This window comes from Hyalangium gracile, from assembly GCF_020103725.1.
Classification (GTDB): Bacteria; Myxococcota; Myxococcia; order Myxococcales; family Myxococcaceae; genus Hyalangium; species Hyalangium gracile.
Genome location: NZ_JAHXBG010000015.1, coordinates 1 through 26,802 on the forward strand (window position 1 = coordinate 1; position 26,802 = coordinate 26,802).

The following is a 26,802-nucleotide window of genomic DNA, read 5'->3' on the forward strand; positions in this document are numbered from 1 at the left end:
AGGGCTTCACCCAGGCGCAGTTCACCGCCTCGGGCTTCGGCGTGGACGTGTCCGACTCCGGTCTGGACAACGGCACCCCGACGCCGAACCACTACGGCTTCTACGTGGGCGGCAACATCAGCAACGCCAGCCGCATCGTCTACAACCGCATCGAGGGCTCCGGCTCCACCCCCGCGGGCTGCGACGGCCACGGCAACCTGAACGCGCACATCGTCGGCGGCTACACCGACAAGACGGGCGCGCCCTTCCAGGACGCGGCTGGCTACTCCTACGGCCTGGGCGTGGCGCCCTTCGTGAAGATGGGCGGCTCGGTCATCTTCGCGCCGAACTACACCGACCCGGTGTACGAGGACCTGCAGTCGCGCGCCTACCGCGACGGCATGCGCATCAGCACCAACAGCTGGGGCTACACCAGCGGCAACAGCTACAACATCGACTGCCAGCAGTACGACTCGCTGGTGCGTGACGCGCAGCAGGCCGGCCACGCCGAGCCCAACACGCCGGGCAACCAGCAGATGGTCATCGTGTTCGCCGCGGGCAACAACGGCCCGGGCGCCAACACCGTGGCGCCTCCGGGCACCGCGAAGAACATCATCACCGTGGGTGCCTCCGAGAACGTCCAGGCCTTCGGCGGCGCCGATGCCTGCCTCGTGGGCGATGACGGTGCGGACAGCGCCAACGACATCATCGACTTCTCCGGCCGCGGTCCCTCGTCGGACGGCCGCAAGAAGCCGGACATCGTGGCCCCCGGCACTCACGTGTCCGGTGGCGTGGCGCAGGACCCCAGCCAGCGCGCCAACCCGCCGGCCAACCCGCTGGGCAAGGCGCTCTCCTGCTTCGACGCCAGCGGCGTGTGCGGCGGCCCCAGCAACGACTTCTTCCCGGTGGGCCAGCAGTGGTACTCGGCCTCCTCGGGTACCAGCCACTCGACCCCGGCCGTCGCCGGCGGCGCGGCGCTGGTGCGCCAGTACTTCATCAACGAGGGCATGGCTCCGCCGAGCCCCGCGATGACGAAGGCGTACCTGATGAACACCACCCGCTACATGACGGGTGTGGACGCCAACGACAACCTCTGGTCCAACAAGCAGGGCATGGGTCTGATGGACCTGGGCATGGCCTTCGACGGCATCCCGCGCCTGATTGACGACGAGACCGCGGCCAGCCTCTTCACCGCCACGGGCCAGACGCGCACCTTCCAGGGCGAGATTGCTGACTCCAGCAAGCCCTTCCGCGTCACCCTGGCGTGGACGGACGCGCCGGGCTCCACCACCGGCGGCGCCTGGAAGAACAACCTGGACCTGACCGTCACGGTCGGCACCAACACCTACAAGGGCAACGTCTTCACCGGCGCCAACTCGGTCACGGGCGGCACGGCGGACACCCAGAACAACGTGGAGAGCGTGTTCCTGCCCGCGGGCACCACGGGCAGCTTCTCCATCACGGTGACGGCGGCCAACATCACCTCGGACGGTCTGCCGGGGAATGCCTCCACGCTGGACCAGGACTTCGCCCTGGTGGCGTACAACAGCTGCGACACCGCGGCCCCGACGCCCTCCGGCACGACGGCCACGGTCAACGGCGACAACCGCATCGACATCAGCTGGACGGAGAACGGCGCCAAGGAGTACCGCATCTACCGCGCCACCACCGCGGGCGGCCCGTACACCCGCGTGGCCAGCGCGACGGCCTCGCCGTACGCGGACATCGGCGTGTCCGGCAACACCACCTACTACTACGTGGTGCGCGCCGTGGACTGCGCCGAGTCTCCCAACTCCAACGAGGCCTCGGCCACCGCCACCGGTCTGTGCACCCTGGCGCCCACCTTCGCGGGCGTCACCGGCGTGACCAACAACGGCTCGGCCACCTGCGGCACCACCGTCAGCTGGGCGGCGGGCAGCCCGATCTGCGGCGGCACGCTGACCTACTCGGTCTACCGCAGCACCACCGCGGGCTTCACCCCGTCGGTCGCCAACCGCATCGCCATCGGCGTGAGCGGCACCAGCTTCACGGATGACCTGAACCTGACCAGCGGCACCAAGTACTACTACGTGGTCCGCGCCACCGAGGTGAGCAACGCCTCCAACGAGGACACCAACACCGTCGAGAAGTCCGTCATCCCCACGGGCGCGGTCTCCGCGGCGATCCGCTACTTCGACGACCTGGACAGCAACCGTCCGGCGGACGCGGCCTCGTACTGGATCGCGAGCGGCAGCACGGTCAACCTGACCACCAACTGCCACTACCAGTCGCCGACGCGGTCCTACCGCATGGGCGCGGCCTCGACGACGTGCACCAGCCTGTACGCGATCAACCAGACGGCCACCCTGTCGCTGGGCGGCAACGGCACCATCGCCGGCATCAACGGCTTCGACATCCCGGCCAGCACCATCGATCCGCGGATGACGTTCAACATCTGGTACGACTTCGAGAACAGGTACGACGGCTCGTGGCTGTCCTACAGCACCGTGGGCCCCAACGGCCCGTGGACCAACGTGGGCGATGCTCCGTCCGCCACCGCGCCGTACATCTCCTCGGGTGGCTACGACAACGCGCTGGATGACGACAGCTCCATCCGCATCTGGACGGGCGCGAACAAGGGCGCCAACGGCTCGCTGAAGGCCGTCACCGTCAACCTGTCGGCCCTGGCCGGTCAGAAGGTGTGGTTCGGCTTCCGGCTCTACACGGACATCTCGCAGAACGCCGAGGGCTTCTACGTCGACGACGTGCGCATCAACGCGGACGCGTACGCGACGTGCACCACCAACGTGCCTCCTCCGGGCCCGGCGGTGTCGTACCGGATCACCAACCTGCCCGCCACGGTGGGCGCCGGTGACTCGGTGACCTTCGACATCACCGCGCTGGACTCGGTGGGCCAGACGGCGACCGGCTACAGCGGCAGCGCCACGTTCACCAGCACCGACGCGCAGGCGGTCCTGCCCTCGGCCACCCCGTTCACCTCGGGTGTGGCGAACGGCGTGCCCGTCTCGTTCCGGACGCTGGGCACGCAGACGATCACCGCGAAGGACGCGGCCGACCCGGCCGTCACGGGCAGCGCCAGCACCAGCGTCACCGCGGGTGCTCCGGTGGCCCTGACGATCACCACGCAGCCGTCCACCACCGACGCGGGCGAGTCCATCTCTCCGGCGGTCCAGGTGGGCATGAAGGACCAGTTCGGCAACGTGGTCTCCACGGGCAGCAACGAGATCACCATCGCCCTGGAGAACAACGCGGGCGGCGGCACGCTGAGCGGCACCACCACGGTGGCGGCCGTCAACGGCGTGGCCACCTTCGGCGACCTGTCCATCGAGAAGGTGGGCGAGGGCTACACGCTGGCGGCGAGCGCTGACGGCCTGACCGGCGTCACCACCGACGGGTTCGACATCACCCCGGCGGCTCCGGCGAAGATGGCGTTCCTCAGCCAGCCTGGCACCACCAAGGCGGGCGACTCCATCACCCCGGCGGTGACGGTCATGATCCTGGACGCGTTCGACAACACCACGGACGCGGTGACCGAGGTCAGCGTCGCGCTGGGCAACAACCCGGGCGAGGGCCGGCTGAGCGGCACCACCACGGTGGAGTCCGTCAACGGCGTGGCCACCTTCAGCAACCTGTCCATCGACAAGGTGGGCACGGGCTACACGCTGGAGGCCTCGGCGGACGGGCTCGAGAACGCGACCAGCCAGGGCTTCAACATCACCCCGGCGGATCCGTACCGCGTCGTCATCACCCGCCAGCCGTCCGACGTGCAGGCGCGCGCCGCGATCACCCCGTCCGTCCTGGCCACCGTGCTGGATCGGTTCGGCAACGTCGCGACGCAGGCCACCGACCCTGTCTCGGCCGCGCTCGGCAGCAACTCCGGGGGCGCCCAGCTGCGCGGCACCACCACGGTCAACCCGGTGAGCGGCGTGGCCACCTTCAGCAACCTGTCGGTGAGCAAGGCCGGCCTCAACTACACCCTGGTGATCGGCTCCAGGAGGCTCTACGCGGACACCAGCGTGGGCTTCGACGTCACCCCGCGCTCGAACAGCAACGCGGACAAGCTGGCCTTCCGCGCCTCCGCGGACCAGTTCAACGCCGGTGAGGCGCAGACCATCGAGGTGGAGCTGCAGGATGCGGAGGGCCAGGTGCTGTCGGGCTCCTCCGAGTCCGTGACGCTGAGCCTCGGCGAGAACCCGGCGGGGGGCCAGCTGCTCGGCACCACGACGGTCGCCGCGGTCAACGGCGTGGCGAAGTTCACCGGCCTGTCGGTGCAGAAGGCCGGCGGCGGCTACACGCTGGTGGCCAGCGCCCAGGGCTTCGAGGGCGCGACCAGCGCCGCGTTCGCGGTGAAGCCCGGCCCCGCGGCCAGCTTCTCCGTGAAGCTGCCCTCCAGCGTCACGGCCGGTGAGGAGACCACGATCTCCGCCACCGCCCTGGACGCCTACGGCAACGTGGCGGCCTCCTACGCGGGTTCGGCCAAGGTGACGAGCTCGGACGCCTCCGCGTCCTTCGCCTCCACGGCCACCTTCGTCGAGGGCGTGCTGAGCAACTTCAAGGTGACCTTCAAGGGCACCGGCATGAAGTCGCTCTCCTTCGAGGACTCGGCGAACGCCAGCCTGAAGAGCTCCGCGAGCACCAACGTCACCGCCTTCGGTCAGCCGACGGCGTCCGTGACGAACCCCGAGGGCGGCACGGTCGTCTCCGGCTCCGTCAGCATCACCGCCGAGGGCGCGGTTGCCTCCGGCACGACGCTGGCCAAGCTCGCCATCTTCGTGGACGGCGTCGAGATCGCCAGCGGCTCGGATGCGAAGGTGACTGGCACCTGGGACAGCAGCGACGCCCAGGCCGGCACGCACATCATCACCGCCGTCATCACCGACGGCGCGGGCAACTCGGTCACCTCCGCTCCGGTCGTCGTCTCGACCGAGGCCGGTGGCTGCGGCTGCGGCGCGACGTCCGGCGCCGACGCCAGCGTCTTCCTGGGCCTGCTCGTCCTGGCGCGCTACGCGCTGGGCCGTCGCCGCAAGGCGGCCTAGGGGATGAGGCTCCGGGGCGCCTGAAGCCGGCGTCCCGGGGCTGACCGAGGGGAGCTCCTGGCTCCTCCCGGTCGCCACGAAGTCCAGCAGTCGATAGGAATGCGCCGGCGTGGAGCTCTCCCGCCGGTGCATTTTTTTTGTCCCGGGTCCAGCACGCGACAGTCCCCGGGAGCGAGTGCCTCCTCCAAATTCGGGGAATACGCTAAACTAGGAAGCCCTGTTGGGAGAGACCGTCATGGAGCTGCAGCCGGTGAAGTGCCCGTCCTGCGGAAAGCAGATGCCCGGCAACGTGGCATTCTGCCCGTGGGATGGGCATGCACTGGCGCACGCCATCTCCCTCACCCCGCGCTCGGATCCGCTGATCGAGACCCCGGTCAGCGAGTACGTCGTCAAGGAGCGCATCGGCGCGGGGGGCATGGGCATCGTCTACCGCGCGGTGCAGCCGCTGATCGGCAAGCAGGTCGCCATCAAGGTGCTGAAGGCGGAGTACGCGGGCGAGGCGGAGGTGGTGCAGCGGCTGCTCGTGGAGGCGCGGGTGGTGAACGCCATCCAGCACCGCGGCATCATCGACATCTTCGGGTTCGGACAGCTGCCGGATGGCCGGCCGTACGTGGTGATGGAGCTGCTCCAGGGCACGGCGTTGTCCTCGTACATCCGGAAGCGGAAGCGGCTGGCCCCGGACGAGGTGGTGGGTATCCTGGACGAGATCCTCGCCGCGCTCGGCGCCGCGCACCGAGGCGGTGTCATCCACCGCGATCTGAAGCCGGGCAACGTGTTCCTGGTGGAGAGCAGTGACGGGCAGCGCTCCGTCAAGCTGCTCGACTTCGGGATCGCCAAGGTGGTGCAGTTCCGCCCCGCCCGGCCGCTGACGGCACAAGGCAACATCCTGGGCACTCCCGAGTTCATGGCCCCCGAGCAGGTGCGCGGCGAGAAGGTGGGGCCCGCCACGGATCTCTACGCGCTGGGGATCATCGCGTTCCAGCTGCTCACGGGGCGCGTGCCCTTCATGGGCGAGACCACGCAGGTGCTCGTGGCGCAGGTGGAGCAGAAGCCCCCCACCCTGACCAGCCTGGTGCCGGAGGTGCCCGCCGCGCTCGAGCGGCTCGTGCTCCGGCTGCTGGCCAAGGATCCCTCGAAGCGCTTCCAGTCGGCGGAGGCGGTGCGCCGGGAGCTGGGCGCGCTGGGTGCCAAGGGGGCCACCAGGGCCATGGCGAGCGCCGCCAGCGAGGAGCGTACGGAGGTCTACCGCCCGGACGCGGCCCTCACGGCCCCGGCGGTGGTGAGGTCCTCCGGCGGCAACACCGTCTCTCTCGGGCCGAAGACCATCGAGGAGCCCATGCTGTCCGCCGCCGAGGAGGACAGCCGGTCCTCCACGGTGGAGGAGACCGAGCCCGTTCCGGTGGAGAAGGCCGCGGCCTCGCAGGCGGACGACAGCGACTCCACCGCGGCGCATGCGACCGAGCCTGCCCCGATAGAGCCCGTCTCGGTGCTGAAGCTTCGGAAGCCTCCGAGGCCCTTGTGGATCATGGGCGCAGGCATGGCGGCGCTCGTGCTGACCACGGGCGCCGTGGCCTTCGCGGCGTTTCACAGCGAGCCCTCGGCGCAGGAGCCGATCACCGAGACCGTGGCGCTCGGGGTCCCCTCTCCCGCCCCGGAGGACCCGAGGCCTGGCGCCCCCTCGCCCTCGAGGCCCCAAGCCATCGACCCGAAGGCGCGCGTGGAGCCCTGGAATCAGCGGAAGGTCACGAAGGCAGTGGCCCCCAAGCCCGCGGCGTCCAGGCCAGCCTCCACCCCGGCGGTGGCGGCCCCCAGCGCGAGCAACCGCACCTCCTACAAGGTCCTGCTGGCGAGGATCGCGGAGGCCGAGGCGCGGATGGTCAAGGTCAACCCGCTGATCTGCACGAACTCGTCACCGGCCTTCGCGGCGCTGAAGGATCTGGAGAAGCAGATCCAGGCGGCACCGGACGAGGACCGGATGAAGCTGACGGCCATGCTGGACGACTGGGAGCAGAAGTTCCTGCCCAAGCCCTGAGCGAGCGCGCGCCGCTCAGCGGGCCTTCTTGCGCGCGGGGCCCGCCTCGTCCCGGAACGCTCCGAGCACTCCGCCCACGTCCAGCCGCGCCGTCTTGATGAAGAGGCGGATGGCCTTCTCCACGTGCTCGGCCAGGGTGGCCATCCGCTCGAGGCGCTGGAGCCGCTCGGTGTCCACCGCGCCGGACTCGCGCGCCAGCCGCAGCGACTCCGAGAGGTCGGCGCGGATGCGCGCAACGAAGCCGGCCTCACGCTCCTCGATGACGTGCGTCACCATGCGGACCAGATCCGTCTCCGCCGCGTAGCGCCAGACGGTGTCCTGCGGCTGCCGGACGCGCTGCACCACGCCCCAGCGCTCCAGGTCCCTCAGGAGCATGGAGACGCCGCCCTTGGACAGATCCAGCTCGCGCTCGATCTCCCCGGCGGTGAGCGGCTCGCCACGCAGGTACAGCAGGGCCCAGACGCGGCCCTGGTTGCGCTTGAACCCCCAGAACTCGATGACGTTGCCCACGGCCTCCACGGCCATGGCCTCCCACGGCGCCAGCGAGCCTGGAGCCGAGAGCGACTCCGGACCTGGCGGGGTGACGCCACCTGTCCAGAGGTAGCCCTTCATGCGACCTTGCTCCGCACCTGGGCGGTGATGCCGTCGGACAGCTTGCGGGCCCAGCCCAGCAGCTCCTGGCCGCCCACCGTGTTCGAGAACGGCCCGAGGAAGTCCACGGCCGCGTTGATCTCCGCGTTGAGCCGCTCCAGCGACATCTCCACCGCGCCGGTGGCGATGATGCCCGCGCCCAGCTCCTGGGTGCGCTCCGGGGAGATGCTGGAGAAGGCCCACGCGTCGCGCAGCTTGCGCCGCAGCCCCTCGTCCTTGGCCAGGGCCAGGAGGATGGGCATGGAGGGCGTGCGCGAGTGCAGATCCGCGTACTGCGGCTTGCCCACGTCGGTGCCGAGGATGTCGCGGATGTCGTCGGCGATCTGGAAGGCCACGCCCAGGTGGCGGCCGAAGCCGTCGAAGCGATCCACGGCCTGGGGCTGGTTGGCGATCAGCGCGGCGGCCCGGCCGCACCAGCCGAAGAGCGAGCCCGTCTTGCCCTCGGCGATGTAGCGCAGCCGCGCCATGGGCAGATCCATGATGCCGCGCGCCTCCACCTCGGCGATGGCGGCCCGGGTCATCTCGGAGACGACGGACAGGGCCGTCTCTGCGACGCGGGCATCCATCTGGACCAGGCGCAGCAGCGTGGAGGAGAGGATGAGGTCGCCGCTCATCACCGCGACGATGTTGCCCCAGCGGGCGTTCACCGTGGGCCGGCCGCGGCGGAACATGCCGGCGTCCACCACGTCGTCATGCAGGAGGCTGGCGGAGTGGATGAGCTCCGCGGAGACGGCGATCTCCACCAGCTTGTCGGCGGGCACCCCCACCGCGTCTCCGAAGAGGCGCACGAGCATGGGGCGCGCGCGCTTGCCGCCGCCGCCCATGACCAGGTGGCGCGCGGCCTCCATCAGGGTGTCACCCTTCACGCCCGGACCCGCGTCCCCATCCACCAGCGCCGCACCGATGCGCTGCTCCACCACCGCGAGAAAGTCCGACAGCTCACGAGCCAGTTCCATGCAGAGACCTCTCTCCTCGGACGTTCATATAGTTCAAGACCGCGTGAACCGCATACGGAAACCTGCGGGGGACCTCATGGGGGGTATCAGGGGTTTGAGGTGAGGGATGAGCAGCACCGGTGTAGGAGCGCCGAAGCCGGCTGCCCTCCGGGCGTCCTGCCGCACCGCGTCGAAGCGGGTTTGAGTCACGGTGCCGCTCGTGAGACAGAGAGAAGGCCTCCTTATCGCCTTCGAGTCGCGTGTCTCCCGCCGCCCTGCGTCGTCACTTCCTCCGCAGCCTCGCCTCGCTCGCCACCTCCATCCCGCTGTTCCGTCCGGGCAGCTCGCTGCCGGGCGCCAACGCACCGCTGGTGGGCGCTCCCCCGCTGGATGTGGCCTCCGTGCGGACGCGCTCGCGCCCGGCGCTCCGCCTGTCCCTGCGAGCCTCGGTGGCCGAGGGGATGTTCGCGGAGGTGTTCACCGCGTGCGCGGGCGCCACGGTGCTCACCGCCTGGGCGCTGGCGCTGAAGCTGGGGCCCTTCCTGGTGGGAGTGATGGCCTCGCTGTCCTTCCTCGCCCAGTTCGTGCAGTTCCCCGCGGCGTGGCTCACCTCCACCTTCGGGCACCGGCGCGTGGCGCTCACCGCGGTGTGCCTGTCGCGGCTGGCGATCCTGCCGCTGTGCCTGCTCCCCTGGCTGCCGCTGTCCCTGGCCGGGCAGCAGCGACTGCTGGTGGGGATCGCCGCCGCTTCGGCCGTGCTGGGCGTGGTGGGCAACAACGCCTGGGTGGCGTGGATGGGCGAGCTCGTCCCGCGTCACCTCCGAGGCCGCTTCTTCGGCCGGCGCACGGCGCTGTGCACCGTCGCGGGCACCCTGGCGTCGCTGGCCGCGGGGGTGTTCCTGGATCGGACGCGGGAGCTCGGCGCGGTGGGCTGGGCGCTGCCGCTGCTCTCCGCGATCGCGTGCATCGTGGGCGTCATCACCGCGCTCCTGATGGCGCGGCAGCATGATCCGGCGCCGGGGAGCTCGGCGATCCGGCTGGACTTCGAGTCGGCGAAGGTGCCGCTGCGGGATCCGCGGGCGCGCCGGGTGCTGCTGTACCAGGTGGCGTGGAACGCGGCGATCGGCATCTCGGCGCCCTACTTCGCGCTGCACATGCTCCAGAACCTGAAGATGACGTTCGTCGTCATGGCGCTGTACTCGGCCGTCGTGGCGGCGGTGCGCGTGCTGCTGGGGCCGCTGTGGGGCAAGCTCATCGACCGGGTGGGGGCACAGCCGGTGGTGCTGGCGTGCTCGCTCGGGCTCACGCTGGTGCCGCTGATCTGGCTGTTCCCCACCGAGGGGATGATGTGGCCGCTGGTGTTCGACGTGATCCTCGCGGGCTCGCTGTGGAGCGGCCATGGCCTGGCGGTGTTCGCGCTGCCGCTGGCGGTGGCTCCTCGGAAGGGCCGGCCCTTCTACCTGGCGGCCTTCGCCACCGCGGGAGGACTGGCCTACGCGGCGGCCTCCGCGCTGGGCGGGGGCCTGGCGAGCGCCCTGCCCGCCCACTTCACCCTGGGCCGGCACGAGTGGGCGAACTTCCAGGTGCTCTTCCTCATCTCCGCGGTGGCGCGGTTCGGCGCGGCCTTCCTCGCCATGCGCATCATCGAGCCGGACGCGCGCCCGGTGCGCTCCCTGGGCGCGCTCGTGGAGGTGCTGTGGCCGCGCGTCCGCCCCACGCCCGCCCCGGTGCTCGTCGAGGCCCGGACGGGCAACGGCGAGCGGTGAAGGCCTGAGGCCCAGCCCCGGCGCCCACCGCGCCGAGCGGCTCAGAGGCGGTAGCCGCGGACCACCTGGGAGACGCGCTCGGAGAGCGCCTGGAGCGAGTCCACCGAGGCGGTGGTGGAGGTGATGCGCTCCAGGGTGTCGTTCATCAGCGAGTTCAGCTCGTTCACGGCGGTGGAGATCTGCTGGATGCCGCTGGTCTGCTGACTGACGGTGCTGGCGATCTGCCGGACGGACGCGGAGCTGTCGCGGACGATGTCGGACAGGGCCTGGAGGTTGTCGCCGGACTGGCGGATCTGGGAGAGCCCCTCCTCCATCTTGTGGGTGCCCTCCTCGGTGATGCGCACGGTGGTGACGATGGCCTCGCTCACGTCGCCGAGCAGATCCCGCACCTGCGAGGTGGCGCGGATGGACTGGTCCGCCAGGGCGCGGATCTCCCGGGCCACCACGGCGAAGCCCTTGCCGTGCTCGCCGGAGCGCACGGCCTCGATGGCGGCGTTGAGCGCCAGCATGTGGGACTGGTCCGCCAGGTCCTTCACCGTCTGGGTGATGCCGCCGATCTGCCGGGTGCGCTCGCCCAGCGAGGTGATCTGCGTGGCGATCTGCTTCACCGTCTCGAGCATCTCCACCAGCCCGTTGATGCTCTCGCTGATGGCGGCGCCGCCCTTCTTGCCCAGCTCGTCGGCGCGAGCGGCCACCTTGAGGACGGACTCCGCCGTCTGGGAGGCGTCGCTGGAGGTCCGGTGGAGCTCCTGCGCCGTGGTCTGCGTCTCATGCAGCGAGCTGGCGTAGCGGCTGGCCATCTCGTTCTGGTCGCTGGCGGAGTGGCTGAGCACCCGGACGGACTGGGTCATCAGCTCCGAGGAGAACTGGAGCTCGTGCAGCACCTCCTTGAGCCGGTTCACCATGGAGGCGAAGGCCAGGGAGAGCTGTCCCACCTCGTCCTGGGAGTCCACCCGGATGGACTCGCGCAGGTCGCCCTGGTCGGCGATGCGCCGGGCCACCTGGGTGAGCCGCAGCAGGGGCGCCACGATCCGCCGGCTGAAGAGGTAGGCCCCGATGCAGAAGGCCAGCAGGGCTCCCAGGAGCACGCTGCCGAAGCGGAGGGTGAGCTCCTGGAGCCGCTCGCGCGCCGCGGAGCGGTTGAAGCCCACGTGGATGGAGCCGAGCGCCCCCTCGAGCACCGGGGCGCGCAGCGAGAGGATCTCGGCCTCCTTGACGAGGAACGTGTGCGACGCCTGCTTGGAGAGGAGCTGCTTGTGCTGCTCCCGGAGGACGGGGGCGAAGGAGCCGGAGACGGCGAGCAGCGCACCCTCCGGGTCCACCACCGCGATGTAGGCCACCTTGGAGCGGCTGGCGACCTCGTCGATGGCGCCCTGGACGGCGGCGTCCTGGTGCCGGGCCATCAGCTCCAGCAGCGTGGAGGAGAGCGCGGTGGGGAGCGCGGCGCCGATCTCCTCTCCTTGGGCGTCGAAGCCGGCCTCCATGCGAGGCAGCAGATACCCGAAGGCGAGCAGCCCCGTGAGGATGGCGACCCCGAGCGGGCCAAGGCTGAGCTTCTGAGAGAGGGAGAGGCGCATCAGAAAGCCAGATTGTGAGTGCGGGGAGGAAGACAATGCAATCACTCTGCCCGTCACGGCGCAGCCAGGAGACGTGTCACGTCCTACGACGGCGCGGAACGCAGCACGGTGGGGTCGTGTGTCCGGCGGCAAGGCAGGCGGGCAGCCCCTCCCTGGCGCCGGCTCAGCCCCCGGCGCGGGCCATGGCCTCCCAGGCCTCCAGGCGGCGATCCAGGGCGGTGAGCGCCCACAGGTCGGCCTTGTTGTCCGGGTCCAGGGCCCCCAGGGCGCGCCGCAGCGGCTCCCGGGCCTGGATGACGCCCCACTCCGAGAGCACGCGCAGCGCCATGATGGACGAGCGCTCGGCCAGCAGCCCGAGGAGCGCGGAGACGACGCGCTCGCTCCGCTCGGCCGAGAGGCGCTGGACGGCCTCGTGACGCTCCTCGGGGGTGGACTCGGGATCGGCCAGGACTGCGGAGAGCGATTGGAAGCGCTCCGGGTCCAGCAGCTCGTGGGGGCCGTCCTTCACCCAGTGCTCCAGGGTGACGCTGGTCCCGCCGAACGAGACGCACTCGCGGCCCACCCCATCGTCCCCGAACAGGCCGAGGATGCGCTCCGGAGAAGGCGTGCCGCCCTCGAGCAGCCCCTTGGCGCGGGCGAAGAGCCCGGAGGAGTCGCCGATCAGGTGGACACGCACCACGGAGGCCTCCGCGTCCGCGCTGCGCTCCGGGCTGACCCGTCCCCACTTGAGGAAGACCTCGGCGAGCCCGCGCTGGTGCACGTACCAACGGTACTCCAGCCACACGGCGCTGGGGCGGTCGGCGAAGCGCGGCTCATCGGGCTCATAGAGGCGCGAGGCGCCCTCGGGCATCCCGGCGAAGCAGCGGTCCACGAGAGCCTGGGCGTCCTTGAGTCGCATGGGATGGTGGAGCTTAGTGCGAGTATCGTCGCGGGTGGGCACTGCCTTCACACCCGCGCTCCTGAATCCCGGCTAGGCTGCCATCCTTGCCATGGAGTCCTCCCTCGGCTGGGTCTATTTTTCGCGACGAGCATTCAAACGGGCGGAGGCGCTGCTCGCGGAGAGCGGCCAAGGCGTGCTCGATGAGATGGGATTCCTCGCCGTTCACTCCGCTTACGCCAACCGCTTCTTCCCGGGCACCTCCGTCCTTCATACCCGCCTGCGCTACGTCCTCTTCATTCCCTGGATCTATGAAGATCTGTCGATCCTGGGAGTGGAGCGAGGTCAGCTGGCCCGAGAGCTGGAGAAGCGGGAGATGCTGCTGACGGGGCGCCTCGAAGCTGGAACCGTCAAAGGCGACAGCTGGGGGATCATTGGCGTGGATAACTACCAACGCAAGAAGCCGGCCGCCCAGCCCGCTTCGCAGATCTATTGGGGGGCGCTGGGGCACTGGAGGGTCCTCCGCGCCCAGATCGGAGGCCAGCCGCCGAGCCGGACCATGCTCCACCGCTCCTGGCGGCCACGTGAGCGACGAGCCCCTCTGGACGATGACAAGACTCCCCTCAGTGAGGAAGCGTTCCCCTTCACGCAGCTTCCTCCACGGCCGCCTCACTGGGAGAACGCCAGCTCGCCGCTGGACTTCCGCATCCTCTCGAAGGAACGGCAGTTTTTGAGAAACCATCTGCTCTCGGTGACGAGGCGAGACGGTCAGCCCTCCTTCCTGTCTCGCCTCGTGGAGCGTGGGCCTGTGGTGCAGCCAGGTCTCTCACTGTATGACGACTCCGTCCTGGCTGCTGCGGATCGGGACGACAGGGAGGCCCTGGAACGAGCCAGGAGAGCCGCAGCCCTGGCCGCCGTGGGACGCGGCGTTTATGCGGCCCTCGTCGAGCAGGTTCGAGAGAACGATGGTGATACTCCAACGCCTCGGCGCCATCGGGAGAACCTCTCGAAGGTACTCGCCAGACATGGCCCCGAAGGCTCCAGCCTCGACGTAGAGGCCATGAGGGAGGACGCGGACTTCCCCGAAGACATTCTCGAGGTGCTTCGAGAGCTGCGCCGGTGGGTGGTGCAGGCACCGAACCGCCCGGAAGAACTGGCCACGCTTTTCGAGAAGGTGGAGTACCTCCGGAAGAAGGATCGCGCCAGACTCTCCCGAACGCTCATGGGGCGTGCCCGCCGAAGCGAGTGGGATCCCGAGAGCCACCCCGGCGCCGAGCCCCTCCACTACCGGTGGCACATCGTGAGGAACCTGCTGTCCGATCTGGGGCAGGACTGAATGGCACTGGGAAGACGAGACACGCTCGCGCTCCTCGACGCCATCCGCCCAGAGCCGGGACAGGAGGTGCAGTGGGCACTGTTCGCGACCTACTCCGCCGAACTCGTGGCGTTGGTGGCCATGCTCCTGGCCCTGGCGGGACTGGATGACGAGGACGCGAGCGGCTCCAAGGTAGACCTGGCACGCTCGATCGAGCACCTGCGCGGCCGGGTTCGCTTCCTCGCACAGGCAGGACGTGTCGTCCCCCCCTCACGTCATCCCCGCGTGCTGGGCCTTCTCGATCAGTTCGTCCGCGAGATCCCCTTCGATGAGCGAAGAGCCGCATGGCATCCGAAGCTGGCCCTGGTGCGCCTGGGGGCCGCGCAGGGAGAAGCGGAATGGCGGCTCTGGGTCGGAAGTCGGAACCTCACGAGGGATCTGTCCTGGGACACAGGGCTGCTGCTGGTAGGCCATCCGGGAGGGGCCGGTGTGGAGATCGCCGGCGTGCCCGAAGCTGGCGAGCATCTGGCGACCCGAGCCGCTCTGCCGGGGCTCGATCCGGAGACCGTCCAGCGTGAGTTGACCCAGGTCCGCTGGAAACTGCCCGAGGGCGTGCTGGCTCTCCCCGAGCTGAGGCTCCATACCGGGGCAGCGCGGTCTCTCCCCTCAGCGCCCATGGGGCTTCGCTCGCTGACGATCGTCAGCCCCTTCCTGAGCCAGGGGGTGCTGTCCACGCTCAGCTCCTGGGGTGATGCGTCCACACACCGGACGCTCGTCTCTACCCTGCCGGCGCTCCAGAAGCTGCCTCCCGTGCTCCGAGCGACCCTGGGCTTCGCGCAGGTGGCACACCTGGATGTCCCTGCGCACGAAGAAGCGGTGCCCACCAAAGGAGCAGACTCCGAGAGCGAGGAACAGCCACCCAACCGAGGACTCCACGGCAAGGTGATCCATGCGGTCCACCAGGGAGGACAGACCCTCTGGCTCGGCAGTGCCAACACCACCGAACGGGGGTGGAAGGGCCCCAACGCCGAGGTGATTGCCCGGTTGGAGGTAGCTTCCTCGCTGGGAGACTCGCTCCTGGACTTCATCGGCATGGCCCGGCCCGTTGCCTGGAAGGATCTGCCGGAACTCCCCGCCGAAGATCCGGACGAGCGAGCCCTGGAAGAAGCCCGAGCCGAGGTCTCATCGGGCTGGAAGGTGCTGCAGAGACGAGACCCTCGAGGTGTCGTGCTCATTGGAGGGCCAGCGCCCCACCCTCAGGACGCGAGCATCGAGCTGGAGGTGGGCCTCCTGGGCGGGGACGGTGTCCTCTGGCCACGAGGAACCGAGGAGCTTCGCCTCCCATCGGTGGGTCTTCTGGCGGAGACGGAGTGGATCAAGGTCTTGCTGCGCAGGAACCAGCGCACGTGCAGCTGGGTGCAGCGAGCTCCCCTCGATCCGCCACCTGATGAGGAGCGCGATCGACGCCTGCTGGCCGCCTACCTGGGACCTCGAGCCTTCCTGCTCTGGGTCCGCTCTACATTGCTCGAAGGAGACACGCTGGACGGAGGGGGCGCCTGGGATGAAGAGCACCGCCCGGCGCCTGCCTCCCACGGGAGGTCCCGGGATGCGGCACTGGTGCAGTGGGCTCCCAGTCTAGAGCTCGTGCTGCGGTCCTGGGCGCGACAGGGGGATGTGGCCATCCGACGGGCGGATGCCCTCGTCCAGCGCTACCTCTCCCTGGTCGAGAAGTCCTCCGAACCCGTCTCCCCCGAGGAGCAGCAGGTGCTCCACCAGTTCGCTGCATCCTGGTCGGGAATGGTCGTCGGCCTGCTGGGGGGCGCATGCAGCAACTGATGCCGTTCCAGGAGGCGACCGCCGCGGCGGGTCTGCGGACCCTCCAGCACCCCACTGGCCCACGGCGGTTTCTCGTGGCGGATGAGGTCGGGCTGGGAAAGACCGTCGTCGCTCAACGGATCCTCCACGGGATGCTCGAAGGCCGCTCGACGCCCCTGGTGGTCCTCTACGTCTGCAGCAACCTCGCCATCGCCTACCAGAACGTCCAGCGCCTCGCCGCGGTCCTCCCAGAAGAGGAGCGTGAGCAGGCGTGCTGCGATGTCGATCGGCTCTCGCTACTCCCGAGCACCCAACCTCCCTCCCACCCCCGCCTCCACCTGTACAGCCTGACGCCCCACACCTCCCTGCCGCAGTGGAGCGGGAGCCGCGGCGGCATCTGGGTGGAGAGGGCCTTGCTGGAGATCCTGGTCGAGAGGATCGCCCCGGAGTTTCTGGCGGGGAGACCGGAGCCGTTCAGCCGGGGGGTGAAGGACTGGAAGCAGAAGCTCGCCTGGATGCGCGGCTCCGTGACCAGCGTGGACAAGGTCTCCGCGGCGCTCCTCGAAGAGCTCTTCGCGGAGTTCAAGGTGGACTCGCGACAGCGGCTGCTCGAGGTCTTGAAGGCCACCCAGGACGAGCTCGCGATCATCATGAGCATGCGCAACGCGCTCGCTTCGGCGGGGATCCGGGAGCTCCGCCCGGACCTGGTAATCCTCGACGAGTTCCAGAAGTTTCGAGACTTGCTCTCCGTGGACGGTACCGGGTCCGAAAAGCAAGAGGAAGATCGGGTCGCCGCGCGGCTCATCAGGGGTCACGGAAAACATCGCCACGGCCTGCTGCTCCTCTCGGCGACGCCCTACCGCCTCTTCACTCGACGCTGGGAGGACGCCAGCGAGGGCGGGCACCACGCTGACTTCTTCGAGCTGATCGAGTTCCTCGCGGGCGGCCACGAGCACGGACGAGAGCTCCGGCGCGAGTGTGAGCGCCACTTCGTGCGCCTGGGTGAGGCCCTGCGGCGCGGGGAGCCGGGCGCTCCGGAGGCAGGAGAGGCGCGCCGTCAGCTCACCACTCGCCTCGCGGCGCTGATGGCGAGAACCGAGCGGGCCTTGCATCCAGCAGGCTGGGAGGAGCACCAGACCGAGCCCCTCCCCGCGGGCATTCCTTCCACCGCGTTTCAGGTCTATCGCCACTTCGTGGGGTGCCTTGCCGAAGACCACAAGTCCTGGGCCGTGCCCTACTGGAATTCCATCCCCCTTCCGATGCAAACCCTGGGCTCCCGATACCAAGCATGGCAGAAGGCTACGAGGCGGGCGCGCCCGGGAGATCTCGAGTTCACGCAGGCGGACCGAGATGCGTTCCAGCTTCAGGAGCCGCTGCCTCATGCGCGTCTCGCAGCGCTCTTTGGCAAGCTTCCTCCCAGCAGGCTCGCGCTCCCGTGGCTGGCTCCCTCAAAGCCCTGGTGGCCCCTCTCGGGCCAGTGGAAGGACGCGGGGACGGACATGGACAAGCTCCTCGCCTTCAGCCGATTTCGAGCGGTCCCTCATGCCGTGGCGGCCCTGCTGAGCTTTCAACTGGAGCGCCACTTCCTCGCGCAGCAGGGGCTGGCCTACGAAGCCGTCTCGCAGCGCCGGCTCTTGACGCTGCGGCGAGATCGCCTGGGCCTCCTGGCTCTCTTCCACCCTTCTCCCTGGCTCATCGAAAACACGGATCCTCGCCAGGCCCAGGACGAGGACTTGCGAGGAAGTCTGCGCCAGCAGTTGCGTGAGGCGCTGGCCAGGGCCCGAGTGCCCATGCGCGACCACGCCAGCACGCGCCCTCCATGGTCATTGGTGGCGCGGCTCGACCGCCTCGAGAGTGCTCGGCCCTGGATTCGCAAGGCTTGGGAGAAGATCGCCCTGAAGGACGAGGCCTCGGAGGCCTCGGCGGCCCTGGATCAATGGCAGCACGAGGCGGGGCTGCAGCTTGGCCCGATCAGCGATCGCGAGTTGGACAGTCTCGCGGACTGGGCACTGACCGCCCCCGGCATCGTCGTTGGGCGCGCGCTGCGGCGGCACTGGCCGCAGGCCGTTGGGAAGGACGGCTTCGCCAGCACCCTGAGCGCGAGTTGGAAGGGACTGCGCAGCTATCTCGACCACCCCTTGTTCGCGGCCATCCTCCAGGCAGGCCAGGATCACGAAGGCTTTCCACACGCCATCCGACGGGCCGTCGAAGCGGGCAACCTCGAGTCCGTCCTCGACGAGCACTTCTGGGTTCTCGGCGTCCTGTCCGGGACGAGTGGCGACGAGCTTGCGTCGAGCCTGGAAGCCGGGCTCCGCGTCCATACGAGCAACGCATACTTCCATCCGCTCCAGGGGGAGCGAACCTTCTCGCTCCGGTGCCATGTCGCCCTGCCCATGACCGAAGCGCGGATGCAGGTAGAGGAGGATGGCACGGAGCGCTCGTTCCGCCCGGACGAGCTGCGAAAGGCCTTCAACACGCCCTTCTGGCCCCATGTGCTCGTCTCGACGTCCGTGGGGCAGGAGGGGCTGGACTTCCACGCCTGGTGCAGCTCGATCCTACACTGGGATCTGCCGACCAACCCGATCGATCTCGAGCAACGTGAAGGGCGCATCCGGCGCTTCGCGGGGCGCGCCATCCGCCGAGCGCTCGCGGAGCGGTTCACGGAGCATGAGCCCAAGGACATGAGCCCCTGGGTCTTCCATGCCGGGCAGGCCCAGCAGCAGCTGGCGGATGCATCCGGACTCTGTCCCTGGTGGGTGTACCCGGGCGCCACCGTGCACCGCTACATCCTGGATGTCCCTCTCAGCGAGGAGAGCGCGCGGCTGGCGAGCCTGAAGGAGGAGCGCTGGCTGTACCGGCTCGCGCTCGGCCAGCCGAACCAGGAGGACCTGATCCAGATGCTGATGGGACGAATCTCTCCCAGTGAGGTCCAGGACGTGATGCTGTGTCTGTCCCCCTGGTTCCTCGAGAAGCGCTCCCAGGGCCCGGCCATCCCTGTCCCCCCTGAAAGCCCACCCTAAGGATTGGCTAATCGGGCCTGTCCCTGTAGAAGGTGCCAGCCACGCCCTCCCTCCTGGGTAACCCATGTCCGAAATCGCAGCAGCCGACACCAAGAAGGAAGCCGAGTTCCAGCCCTATATCTCCGCGGACCGGAGCGACGTCGCCGAGTTCACCCCGAAGGCCATCATCATCGGAGTGGTCTTCGGCATCATCTTCGGCGCGGCGACGGTGTACCTGGCTCTCAAGGCGGGCCTGACCGTCTCGGCCTCCATCCCCATCGCGGTTCTCGCCATCTCGGTGCTGAAGAAGCTGGGTGGCTCGACGATCCTCGAGAACAACGTGGTGCAGACCATCGGCTCGGCGGGCGAGTCCATCGCCTCCGGCGTGGTGTTCACCCTGCCCGGCTTCCTCTTCCTGAGCGCCCAGAGCGGGGGCACCACCTTCTTCAACTACTGGACCATCTTCACCCTGGCGCTGCTGGGCGGCGTGCTGGGCACGCTGATGATGATCCCGCTGCGGCGCTCGCTCATCGTCAAAGAGCACTACAACCTGCCCTACCCCGAGGGCACCGCCTGCGCCTCGGTGCTGATCGCCGGCGAGAAGGGCGGCAACCTGGCGAAGCTCGCCTTCCAGGGCGTGGGCTTCGCGTTCGTCTACGCGCTGCTCCAGAAGGTCATCAAGCTCATCGCGGAGACGCCCGCGCTGGTGTCGGCGCAGACCAACAAGTACTTCCCGTCCGCCACGCTCAACGGCGACATCACCCCCGAGTACCTGGGCGTGGGCTACATCATCGGCCCGAGGATCGCGGGCGTGCTGGTGGCCGGTGGCGTGCTCGCGTGGCTGGGGCTCATCCCACTGCTGGCCTCGCTGGTCCCGCCGGACATCATCGCCACGCAGCTGGTGAAGCTGGGCTACATGACGGACCTGGCGACGAGCACGGGCGGTCCGGTCCGGTGGGATCCGGCGACGCACACCTTCGGCAACATGCCCCTGGCCGTGTACCGGGCCTACGTGCGGCAGATCGGCGCGGGCGCGGTGGCGGCGGGCGGCTTCATCACGCTGCTCAAGACGCTGCCCACCATCGTCTCGGCCTTCAAGGAGAGCCTGGCCTCGCTGCGTGAGGGTCCGGGTACCGCCGCGCCCAAGCGCACCGAGCGGGATCTGCCGCTGACGGTGGTGCTCTTCGGCAGCGTGGGCCTCGTGCTGGTGATGGCCGCCCTGCCCTTCATCCCGGGCAGCCCGCTGGGCAAGCTGCTGCTCGGCGTCCTGATCGTGGTCTTCGGATTCTTCTTCGTCACGGTGGCCTCGCGCATCGTGGGCATCATCGGCTCCTCGTCCAGCCCCATCTCGGGCATGACGATCGCCACGCTGATGGCCACCTGCCTCATCTTCATCGGCATCGGCTGGACGGGGGACGTCTACCAGCCCATGGCCCTGTGCGTGGGCGGCATGGTCTGCATCGCGGCCGCCAACGCTGGCGCCACCTCGCAGGACCTCAAGACGGGCTACCTCGTGGGTGCCACCCCGCGGGCGCAGCAGATCGGCCTGATGATCGGCGCGGTGGCCGCGGCGGTGGTCATCGGCATCACCGTGCAGCTGCTGGACATGCCCCCCGCCGAGCTGCGGGCCACGGGTGTCGAGCACATGATCGGCTCGGACAAGTTCCCCGCGCCGCAGGGCACGCTGATGGCCACGCTCATCAAGGGCCTGCTCTCGTTCAACCTGGACTGGCAGTTCGTGCTGGTGGGCGTCTTCCTGTCCATCACCATGGAGCTGTGCGGCGTGAAGTCGCTGTCCTTCGCGGTGGGCGCGTACCTGCCGCTGTCCACCACCGCGCCCATCTTCGTGGGCGGCGCCGTCAAGGGCCTGGCCGACTACATGGCCAGGCGCAAGGGCGAGAAGGTGGAGGAGTCCGAGCTGGGGCCCGGCAACCTCTTCGCCACGGGCCTGGTGGCCGGCGGCGCGCTGGCGGGCGTGCTCGTCGCCATCCTCTCGGTGAACGACAACGTCAGCAAGGCCATGGGCAACATCTCCCTGGAGCATGCGCTGGCGGGCGCCCTGGGCGATGGCGGCTACCAGCTCTTCGGCCTCATCTGCTTCGCGGTGATGAGCTTCGTGCTGTACCGCATCTCGCGCCGGCCGTCGGAGGCGTAGCAGCGGCCGCTCAGGCCTCGGCCACCGTGGCCGCCATGGGCTGCTCGAACGGCAGCTCCAGCGTCGCGGTGGCCCCCTTGGACAGGCCCTCGCTCTCCAGCGTCAGCCGGGCGCCCAGCAGCCGGGCCGCCAGCGCGCTGGAGTGCAGGCCGATGCCGTGCCCCTGCTTGCGCGTGGTGAAGCCCTGGGTGAACAGCCGGGCTCGCGACTCCGGGGCGATGCCGGCTCCGTTGTCCACCACCTGGATGCGGGCCCACTCGCCCCGCGGCTCCAGCCGCACCACCAGCCGCCGGTCGTCCATGGGCACGTTCTCCATGGCGTGGCAGGCGTTGCTGATGAGGTTGAGCAGGATCTGCAGCACCTTGTACCGGTCGACCTTCACGCGCGGCAGCGGAGACACCTCGCGCGTCACCTGGACGCCCGCGTGGCGCATGACGCCCTGCTGGAGCCGGAGCGCATCCTCCAGCAGCTCGCCCAGCTCGCACTCCTCCGTGAGGAGCGTGGAGGTGGCGTACGTCTGCTGCATCTGGACGATGGCGCGCACCCGGTTGACGTTCTTGTTCAGGTCCTCGAGCGTGCGCAGCAGCGCCTCCTGCTCGTGAGACAGCTCCAGGGCCAGGCCCGAGAGGTAGTCCACCAGGTGGCTGCCGCGCGGATCCTTGGTGAGGAAGCCCACCAGGTTGTCGCGCTGCTCCTCCAGCAGGGCGGCCAGCTGCTTCATGCGGCCCAGCCGTGAGGAGGCCACCGTCTGGCGCATCAGCCCGGTGTCCACCACGATGCTGGTGAGCACGTTGCCCACGTCATGCAGCACGTTGGTGGCCACCTCCGCCATGCCCACCATGCGCGCGGTGTCCACCAGCTGCGCCTGGGCCTGCGTCAGCTCGCGCGTGCGCTCCTCCACCCGCTGCTCCAGCTCCTCGTTGGCCTGGCGCAGCGCGGCCTCGGCGCGCTGGACCTCCGTATAGAGCCGCGCGTTCTCGATGGAGATGGCCGCCTGCGAGGCGATGTGGCCCAGCAGCGCCAGCCGCCCCGGGGTGAAGGCCTGCGTGGTGAGCGAGTTCTCCAGGTACAGCACCCCGTAGAACTCCTCCTTGCGGCGCAGGGGCAGGCAGAGCACGGAGCGGGCGTGGCTGCGCAGCAGCTCGCCGTCGCTCAGGTAGGCGTGGGGGCGGCTCGTGTCGTCGATGACGACGGGCTCCCCGGTGCGGCGCACATAGGACAGCAGCGTCCAGGGCAGGGCCTGGTTCCCCTCGCGAGGCTTGCTCCCGGTGGCATCCGAGAGGGCCACCACCTTCAGCAGATCGCCCTGCCGCAGCAGCAGCGCCCCGCGCTGGGCACCCGCGCTCTGCAGCGCGACGCTCATGAGCGTGGCCACCAGCCGGTCCAGGACGATCTCCCGGGAGACGGCCTGCTGGGCCTTCACCACGCTGAGCGCGTCGAGCTGCGAGGCGCCGGTGGTGCCCTGGCTCCCCTCGCGGGAGATGGCCACGCGCGGCCACTGGACCTCGAGCAGGCGCGCCTTCCCCTCGGCGCCCCACTGCCGGTAGAAGTCCCAGGCCTCGCGAGCGTAGGAGTTCGAGGCCGTCACCCACCCCAGCTCCTGGGAGAAGCGGGCGGCCAGCTCCGCGGCCATGGCGGCATGGTGGACGAGCCCGTTCTCCCGGCCCGACTGCATGGCCTCCTCGTAGGCCCGCATGGCGTCCTCGGTCTTCCCGGTCATCCGGGCCAGCTCGCCGGCCACCATGCGCTCCGCCGCGCGGAAGTTCTCCGGGCACAGGCCGGCCCACACCACGAGCTGCTGGTGGTGCTGCCGGGCGGCGGACAGGGACGCCTGCCGCTGCTCCGGAGAAGCCTCGCGGTAGCAGGCCGCCAGGGTCAGCGCGCGGAACAGGTGGAAGTCGAAGCGGATGATGAGGCCGGAGATCGTCCCCAGCAGCTTGTCCGCGGCGTCGGCGGCCTGACGCGCCTCCTCGAACTGGCCCCCGAAGTAGCGCGCCTTCATCTTGGTGATGAAGTAGATGCAGGCCATGAAGTGCAGGCCGCGGCTGGCCACGCGAGCCTCGAACTCCTGCTCGTTGAAGCCGTCGCCGTCCAGCGAGCCCGGCGCCGCCGAGTGCCCGCGCAGCTGCTGCACGTGGCGCTGGAAGATGGTGAGGAAGGTGCCGACGTCCTCGTAGTTCGCCTTGCGCACGAACTCGAGCCGCGCCACGGACTCCTGGTACACGTCCGACAGCTCGTGCCCCATGAGCAGGCGGTTGATGATGATGTTGTCGCAGCAGTAGCAGGCGTTGCGGAAGTCGCCGCGGGGCAGCGCGTGCCGGAACGTCTCGTGGAACAGGCCCAGGGACACCGAGAAGGACCGGACCCAGCGGCTGAGGTGCGCCAGGATGAACAGCGTCCCGCTGCGGTGGGCGGCGAACTCGGGCCTGTCCACCAGCCGCTGCGCCACCCGGCCGAACGCGTACCCCTCCTGGTATTTCTCCGCCGAGGCCACGCAGCCCACGAGGCCGAACCAGGCGTAGCCGTGCGCGGCGACCTCCGCGTTGCCGTGGCGGATGGACAGCGCCACCATGCGGCAGAGGTGGAACGGCAGCAGGCTGCTGCCCGAGTAGAGCGCCGGCACGGTCAGGTCGGCCATGATGCTCAGGGCCGCCTTCATGTCGGGATCCACCATGGGAGGCAGCTCCGCGAGGCTCTCGATGGGCCTGTCGCCCAGCAGCGCCCACACCTCCGCGTCCACGGCCCTGATCTCCTCGGGCGTGGGGCTGTGCGGCATGGGCATGCCGAACCGCTCCAGGCACTCGAGCAGGCAGACCACCGCGGCTTCGATCTCGCCGGCGGCCAGGTGCAGGGTGCTCTTGAGGCGATAGGCCTCGGCCAGCTCCGGACGCCCGTTGGCCCGAGGCAGCAGCTCGTCCACGAGCTGGCGCGCCGCGGCGGGGTGGCCCGCCATGAGCTCGCAGCTGGCCTGATCCAGCCGCAGCTTGAAGGCGAGCGCGTGCTCCGTCTTCCAAGGATCGCCGGGCAGCAGGGGGAAGACGGCGTTGAAGTAGCCCACGGCCGAGCGCCACGCCGCGGAGGCCTTCGCGCGCCAGCCGGCCTCGGCGTTCAGCCGCGCGAGGCGCAAGCGCTCGTCGGCATCCCCCATCAGCTCGGCGCCGGCGTTCAGCTGGCCCACCACGTCGAAGAGCCGCTCGCGCAGCTGCTCCTGTGAGAGGCTCGCCAGGAGCATGCGGCCGATGCGCAGGTGCACGGCCTTGCGCTCCACCTCGGGGATGAGCGCGTAGGCCGCCTGCTGGATGCGGTCGTGCAGGAAGCGGTACTGGTCGCCGCCGGTCTGCACCACCATCTCTTCATGGAGGGCGGGCTCCAGCCGCCGCTCCAGCTCCAGGGACTCGAGGCTGCCCAGGAGGGCCAGGGTCGGCGCGGAGAAGGCGTTGCCCACGCACGCGGCCAGGCGCAGCAGCTGCTGGGTGGGCTCGGGCAGCTGCCGCAGGCGGCCCGCCATGAACTCCACCACGTTGTCCGAGTACCCCTTGGCCTTGACGCCGGCCTCGTCCCAGCGCCAGCCGCCGCCGGGGGCGCGCACCAGCAGCCCGTCCTGGTAGAGCGTCTGCAAGAGCTGCAGCAGGAAGAAGGGGTTGCCGCCCGTCTTCGCCTGCAGCACGGCGGTGAGGGCCTGCACCACCTCCGAGCGCGTGCCCGGCAGCGCATCGCCCACCAGCTGCCGGGTCTGCTCCAGCAACAGGGGCCCCAGGGAGATGTCCCCCAGGCGGGTGCCGGCCTTGCGCACCTCATCCACCGTCAGCATGAGCGGATGGGAGGAGCTCACCTCGTTGTCGCGGTAGGCGCCCACCCAGAGCAAGGGGGGCGTGTCGGGGTGCGTGGCGAGGAACTTCAGCAGCTCGAGGCTGGCGAAGTCCGCCCACTGCAGATCATCGAGGAACAGCACCAGCGGGCGCTCGGGCGTGGCGAAGACGCTGAGGAAGCGCTGGAAGACGCGGTGGAAGCGGTTCTGCGCCTCCTGGGGAGGCATCTCGGAGAGCGGGGGCTGCCTGCCCACCACCCACTCCAGCTGGGGCACCAGGTCCACCAGCACCTGCCCGAAGCCCTCGAAGGCCTCCAGCAGCCGCTGGCGCCAGGACTCGATCTCGGTGTCGCTGCTGGCCAGCAGCTGCTGCACCAGGCCCTTGAAGGCCTGCGCCAGCGTGGCGTACGGCACGTCGCGCTGGAGCTGATCGAACTTGCCGCTGAGGAAGAAGCCGCGGCGCTGCAGCACCGGCTGGTGCAGCGCGTGCACCACGGACGACTTGCCGATGCCCGAGTAGCCGCGGACGAGGATCCACTCGGAGCGGCCCTGGCGCGTCACCCGCTCGAAGGCGTTGAGCAGGGCCTCCACCTCGTTGTCGCGGCCATACAGCCGCTGGGGCAGCTGGAAGCGGGCGGGGAAGTCCTGGCTGCCCAGGGAGAACTCCTCCACGTCCGCGCGCGAGAGCCGCTCGCGGCACGCCTCCAGGTCCGCCTTGAGCCCCTCGAAGCTCTGGTAGCGCTCCTCGGGCATCTTGGCGATGAGCTTGAGGACCACGGCCGACAGCATGGGCGGGATGGAGGCCACGCGCTGGTGTGGCGGCACGGGCGCCTGGGCCAGGTGGGCGTGGATCCACTCCAGCGCGTCCTTGCCCTCGAACGGGAGGCTGCCCGTCAGCAGCTGATAGAAGGTGATGCCCAGCGAGTACAGGTCCGTGCGGTAGTCGAGCGTGCGGTTCATCCGCCCCGACTGCTCCGGAGACATATAGGCCGGCGTGCCCTCCATGAGCTGAGGGGGCGCGGCCTGGACGTGCTGGACCTGCTGGAGGGTGGCGCTACCGAAGTCGATGATCCAGGGCTGTCCGGTGGGTGCCAGGAGGATGTGAGCGGGCTGGAGATCCTTGTGGATGACGCCGCGCCGGTGGACCTCGGCCAGGGTGGCGGCCAGGGCGCTGGCGATGGGAAGGAAGCGGCCGGGCTCGAGGGGCTCCTGCTTCTGCTCCGAGAGGGGGGTGCCTTCCACCCGCTCCAGCACGAGCACGGGCCGGTTCTGGTGGACCTCGAAGGCCAGGGCGGTGAGCACGCCCGGGGTGCCTTCCAGGCGGCGCAGCAGGGTGTACTCGTGCTCGAACCGGGCGCGCTCGCGAGCGCTCAGGTGCTCCGAGCGCGGCATCTTCAGGATCACGGGTCGGCGGTCATCTCCGCGGAGGGCGCGATACAGGAGGGTGGTGCCTCTCACGGGGAGAGGCTCGAGCTGTGTGTATCCTGGAAGTTCGAGCATCCATTCCCCCTGACGCAGGCCCCAGACCGAAACCTGCGCGGGTTTTTGAGTCAGGACCCGGGCCGCGACCTGACAGGGCCTATCATCGCCGATCCCCGAGGGGCTTGCTGCGGGGTGAAGGCGGGAAACAGGGAGGAAAATCCGGAAGTCTCCGCTGCTGTACACAAGCCTCGACAATCACTCGGATTTTCCACGGCTGGCGGGGTTCTGGCGTCACTGCCTAGCCACAGGGGGGACCGGGGTGTTGCCGACCCCCTCCCAGGCGATCCTGCGAGAGCATGCGGTGCGCCGCCCCTGTGGCCCCAGAGCTCCGAGCCCGTTTCCACCCAGGCACCGAGCCTTCTTGCTGCATCATGT

Annotated in this window: 12 protein-coding genes; 7 read left to right on the forward strand and 5 right to left on the reverse strand. The window is 69.6% G+C overall.

Going from position 1 to position 26,802, the window contains the following annotated elements:
- The coding region (locus KY572_RS27870; RefSeq protein WP_224246024.1) for a S8 family serine peptidase at nucleotides 1-5,015 on the forward strand (5,015 nt) is incomplete at its 5' end.
- Between the two features lie 220 nt (nucleotides 5,016-5,235).
- On the forward strand, nucleotides 5,236-7,047 hold the full coding sequence (locus KY572_RS27875) for a serine/threonine-protein kinase (protein ID WP_224246025.1): 1,812 nt from the start codon (nucleotides 5,236-5,238) through the stop codon (nucleotides 7,045-7,047).
- A gap of 15 nt (nucleotides 7,048-7,062) precedes the next feature.
- Here the strand turns inward: KY572_RS27875 and KY572_RS27880 are convergent, their stop codons facing one another.
- Both KY572_RS27880 and KY572_RS27885 read right to left on the reverse strand, forming a co-directional pair.
- On the reverse strand, nucleotides 7,063-7,659 hold the full coding sequence (locus KY572_RS27880) for a GbsR/MarR family transcriptional regulator (RefSeq protein WP_224246026.1): 597 nt from the start codon (nucleotides 7,657-7,659) through the stop codon (nucleotides 7,063-7,065).
- Nucleotides 7,656-8,654: a polyprenyl synthetase family protein gene (locus KY572_RS27885; RefSeq protein ID WP_224246027.1), complete on the reverse strand. Its 999-nt coding sequence runs from the start codon at nucleotides 8,652-8,654 to the stop codon at nucleotides 7,656-7,658. The genes KY572_RS27880 and KY572_RS27885 overlap by 4 nt, the downstream gene beginning before the upstream one ends.
- 239 nt (nucleotides 8,655-8,893) lie before the next feature.
- Between KY572_RS27885 and KY572_RS27890 the strand changes: the two genes are divergently transcribed.
- Entirely contained in the window at nucleotides 8,894-10,399 is a 1,506-nt protein-coding gene (locus KY572_RS27890) for an MFS transporter (protein WP_224246028.1), read from the forward strand.
- Nucleotides 10,400-10,440: 41 nt separating this feature from the next.
- Here KY572_RS27890 and KY572_RS27895 read toward each other — a convergent pair whose 3' ends face one another.
- Both KY572_RS27895 and KY572_RS27900 read right to left on the reverse strand, forming a co-directional pair.
- Nucleotides 10,441-11,976, reverse strand: coding sequence for a methyl-accepting chemotaxis protein (locus KY572_RS27895; RefSeq protein ID WP_224246029.1), 1,536 nt, complete (start codon nucleotides 11,974-11,976; stop codon nucleotides 10,441-10,443).
- Nucleotides 11,977-12,139: 163 nt separating this feature from the next.
- Nucleotides 12,140-12,874: a hypothetical protein gene (locus KY572_RS27900; protein WP_224246030.1), complete on the reverse strand. Its 735-nt coding sequence runs from the start codon at nucleotides 12,872-12,874 to the stop codon at nucleotides 12,140-12,142.
- Nucleotides 12,875-12,965: 91 nt separating this feature from the next.
- Here KY572_RS27900 and KY572_RS27905 point away from each other — a divergent pair, with 91 nt between their 5' ends.
- The 4 genes from KY572_RS27905 to KY572_RS27920 all read left to right on the forward strand — a co-directional run bounded on the left by KY572_RS27905 (nucleotide 12,966) and on the right by KY572_RS27920 (nucleotide 21,137).
- A complete protein-coding gene (locus KY572_RS27905) occupies nucleotides 12,966-14,189 on the forward strand; it encodes a DUF6361 family protein (RefSeq protein ID WP_224246031.1) in 1,224 nt (407 codons plus the stop codon).
- Nucleotides 14,190-16,004, forward strand: a complete 1,815-nt coding sequence (locus KY572_RS27910) for a phospholipase D family protein (RefSeq protein ID WP_224246032.1) — start codon at nucleotides 14,190-14,192, stop codon at nucleotides 16,002-16,004.
- On the forward strand, nucleotides 15,992-19,003 hold the full coding sequence (locus tag KY572_RS27915) for a DEAD/DEAH box helicase (protein ID WP_224246033.1): 3,012 nt from the start codon (nucleotides 15,992-15,994) through the stop codon (nucleotides 19,001-19,003). The genes KY572_RS27910 and KY572_RS27915 overlap by 13 nt, the downstream gene beginning before the upstream one ends.
- Nucleotides 19,004-19,067: 64 nt before the next feature.
- The gene (locus KY572_RS27920; protein WP_224246034.1) at nucleotides 19,068-21,137 is read left to right on the forward strand and encodes an OPT family oligopeptide transporter; all 2,070 of its coding nucleotides are present in this window, start codon (nucleotides 19,068-19,070) and stop codon (nucleotides 21,135-21,137) included.
- Between the two features lie 10 nt (nucleotides 21,138-21,147).
- Here KY572_RS27920 and KY572_RS27925 read toward each other — a convergent pair whose 3' ends face one another.
- On the reverse strand, nucleotides 21,148-26,445 hold the full coding sequence (locus KY572_RS27925; protein WP_224246035.1) for a trifunctional serine/threonine-protein kinase/ATP-binding protein/sensor histidine kinase: 5,298 nt from the start codon (nucleotides 26,443-26,445) through the stop codon (nucleotides 21,148-21,150).
- Between the last annotated feature and the right edge of the window lie 357 nt (nucleotides 26,446-26,802).

What these genes read in the sequence shown, in the direction of transcription:
- KY572_RS27880 (WP_224246026.1), bottom strand. Translation starts at nt 7,659, where the DNA reads ATGAAGGGCTACCTCTGGACAGGTGGCGTCACCCCGCCAGGTCCGGAG.
- KY572_RS27885 (WP_224246027.1), bottom strand. Translation starts at nt 8,654, where the DNA reads ATGGAACTGGCTCGTGAGCTGTCGGACTTTCTCGCGGTGGTGGAGCAG.
- KY572_RS27895 (WP_224246029.1), bottom strand. Translation starts at nt 11,976, where the DNA reads ATGCGCCTCTCCCTCTCTCAGAAGCTCAGCCTTGGCCCGCTCGGGGTC.
- KY572_RS27900 (WP_224246030.1), bottom strand. Translation starts at nt 12,874, where the DNA reads ATGCGACTCAAGGACGCCCAGGCTCTCGTGGACCGCTGCTTCGCCGGG.
- KY572_RS27905 (WP_224246031.1), top strand. Translation starts at nt 12,966, where the DNA reads ATGGAGTCCTCCCTCGGCTGGGTCTATTTTTCGCGACGAGCATTCAAA.
- KY572_RS27910 (WP_224246032.1), top strand. Translation starts at nt 14,190, where the DNA reads ATGGCACTGGGAAGACGAGACACGCTCGCGCTCCTCGACGCCATCCGC.
- KY572_RS27915 (WP_224246033.1), top strand. Translation starts at nt 15,992, where the DNA reads ATGCAGCAACTGATGCCGTTCCAGGAGGCGACCGCCGCGGCGGGTCTG.
- KY572_RS27920 (WP_224246034.1), top strand. Translation starts at nt 19,068, where the DNA reads ATGTCCGAAATCGCAGCAGCCGACACCAAGAAGGAAGCCGAGTTCCAG.
- KY572_RS27925 (WP_224246035.1), bottom strand. Translation starts at nt 26,445, where the DNA reads ATGCTCGAACTTCCAGGATACACACAGCTCGAGCCTCTCCCCGTGAGA.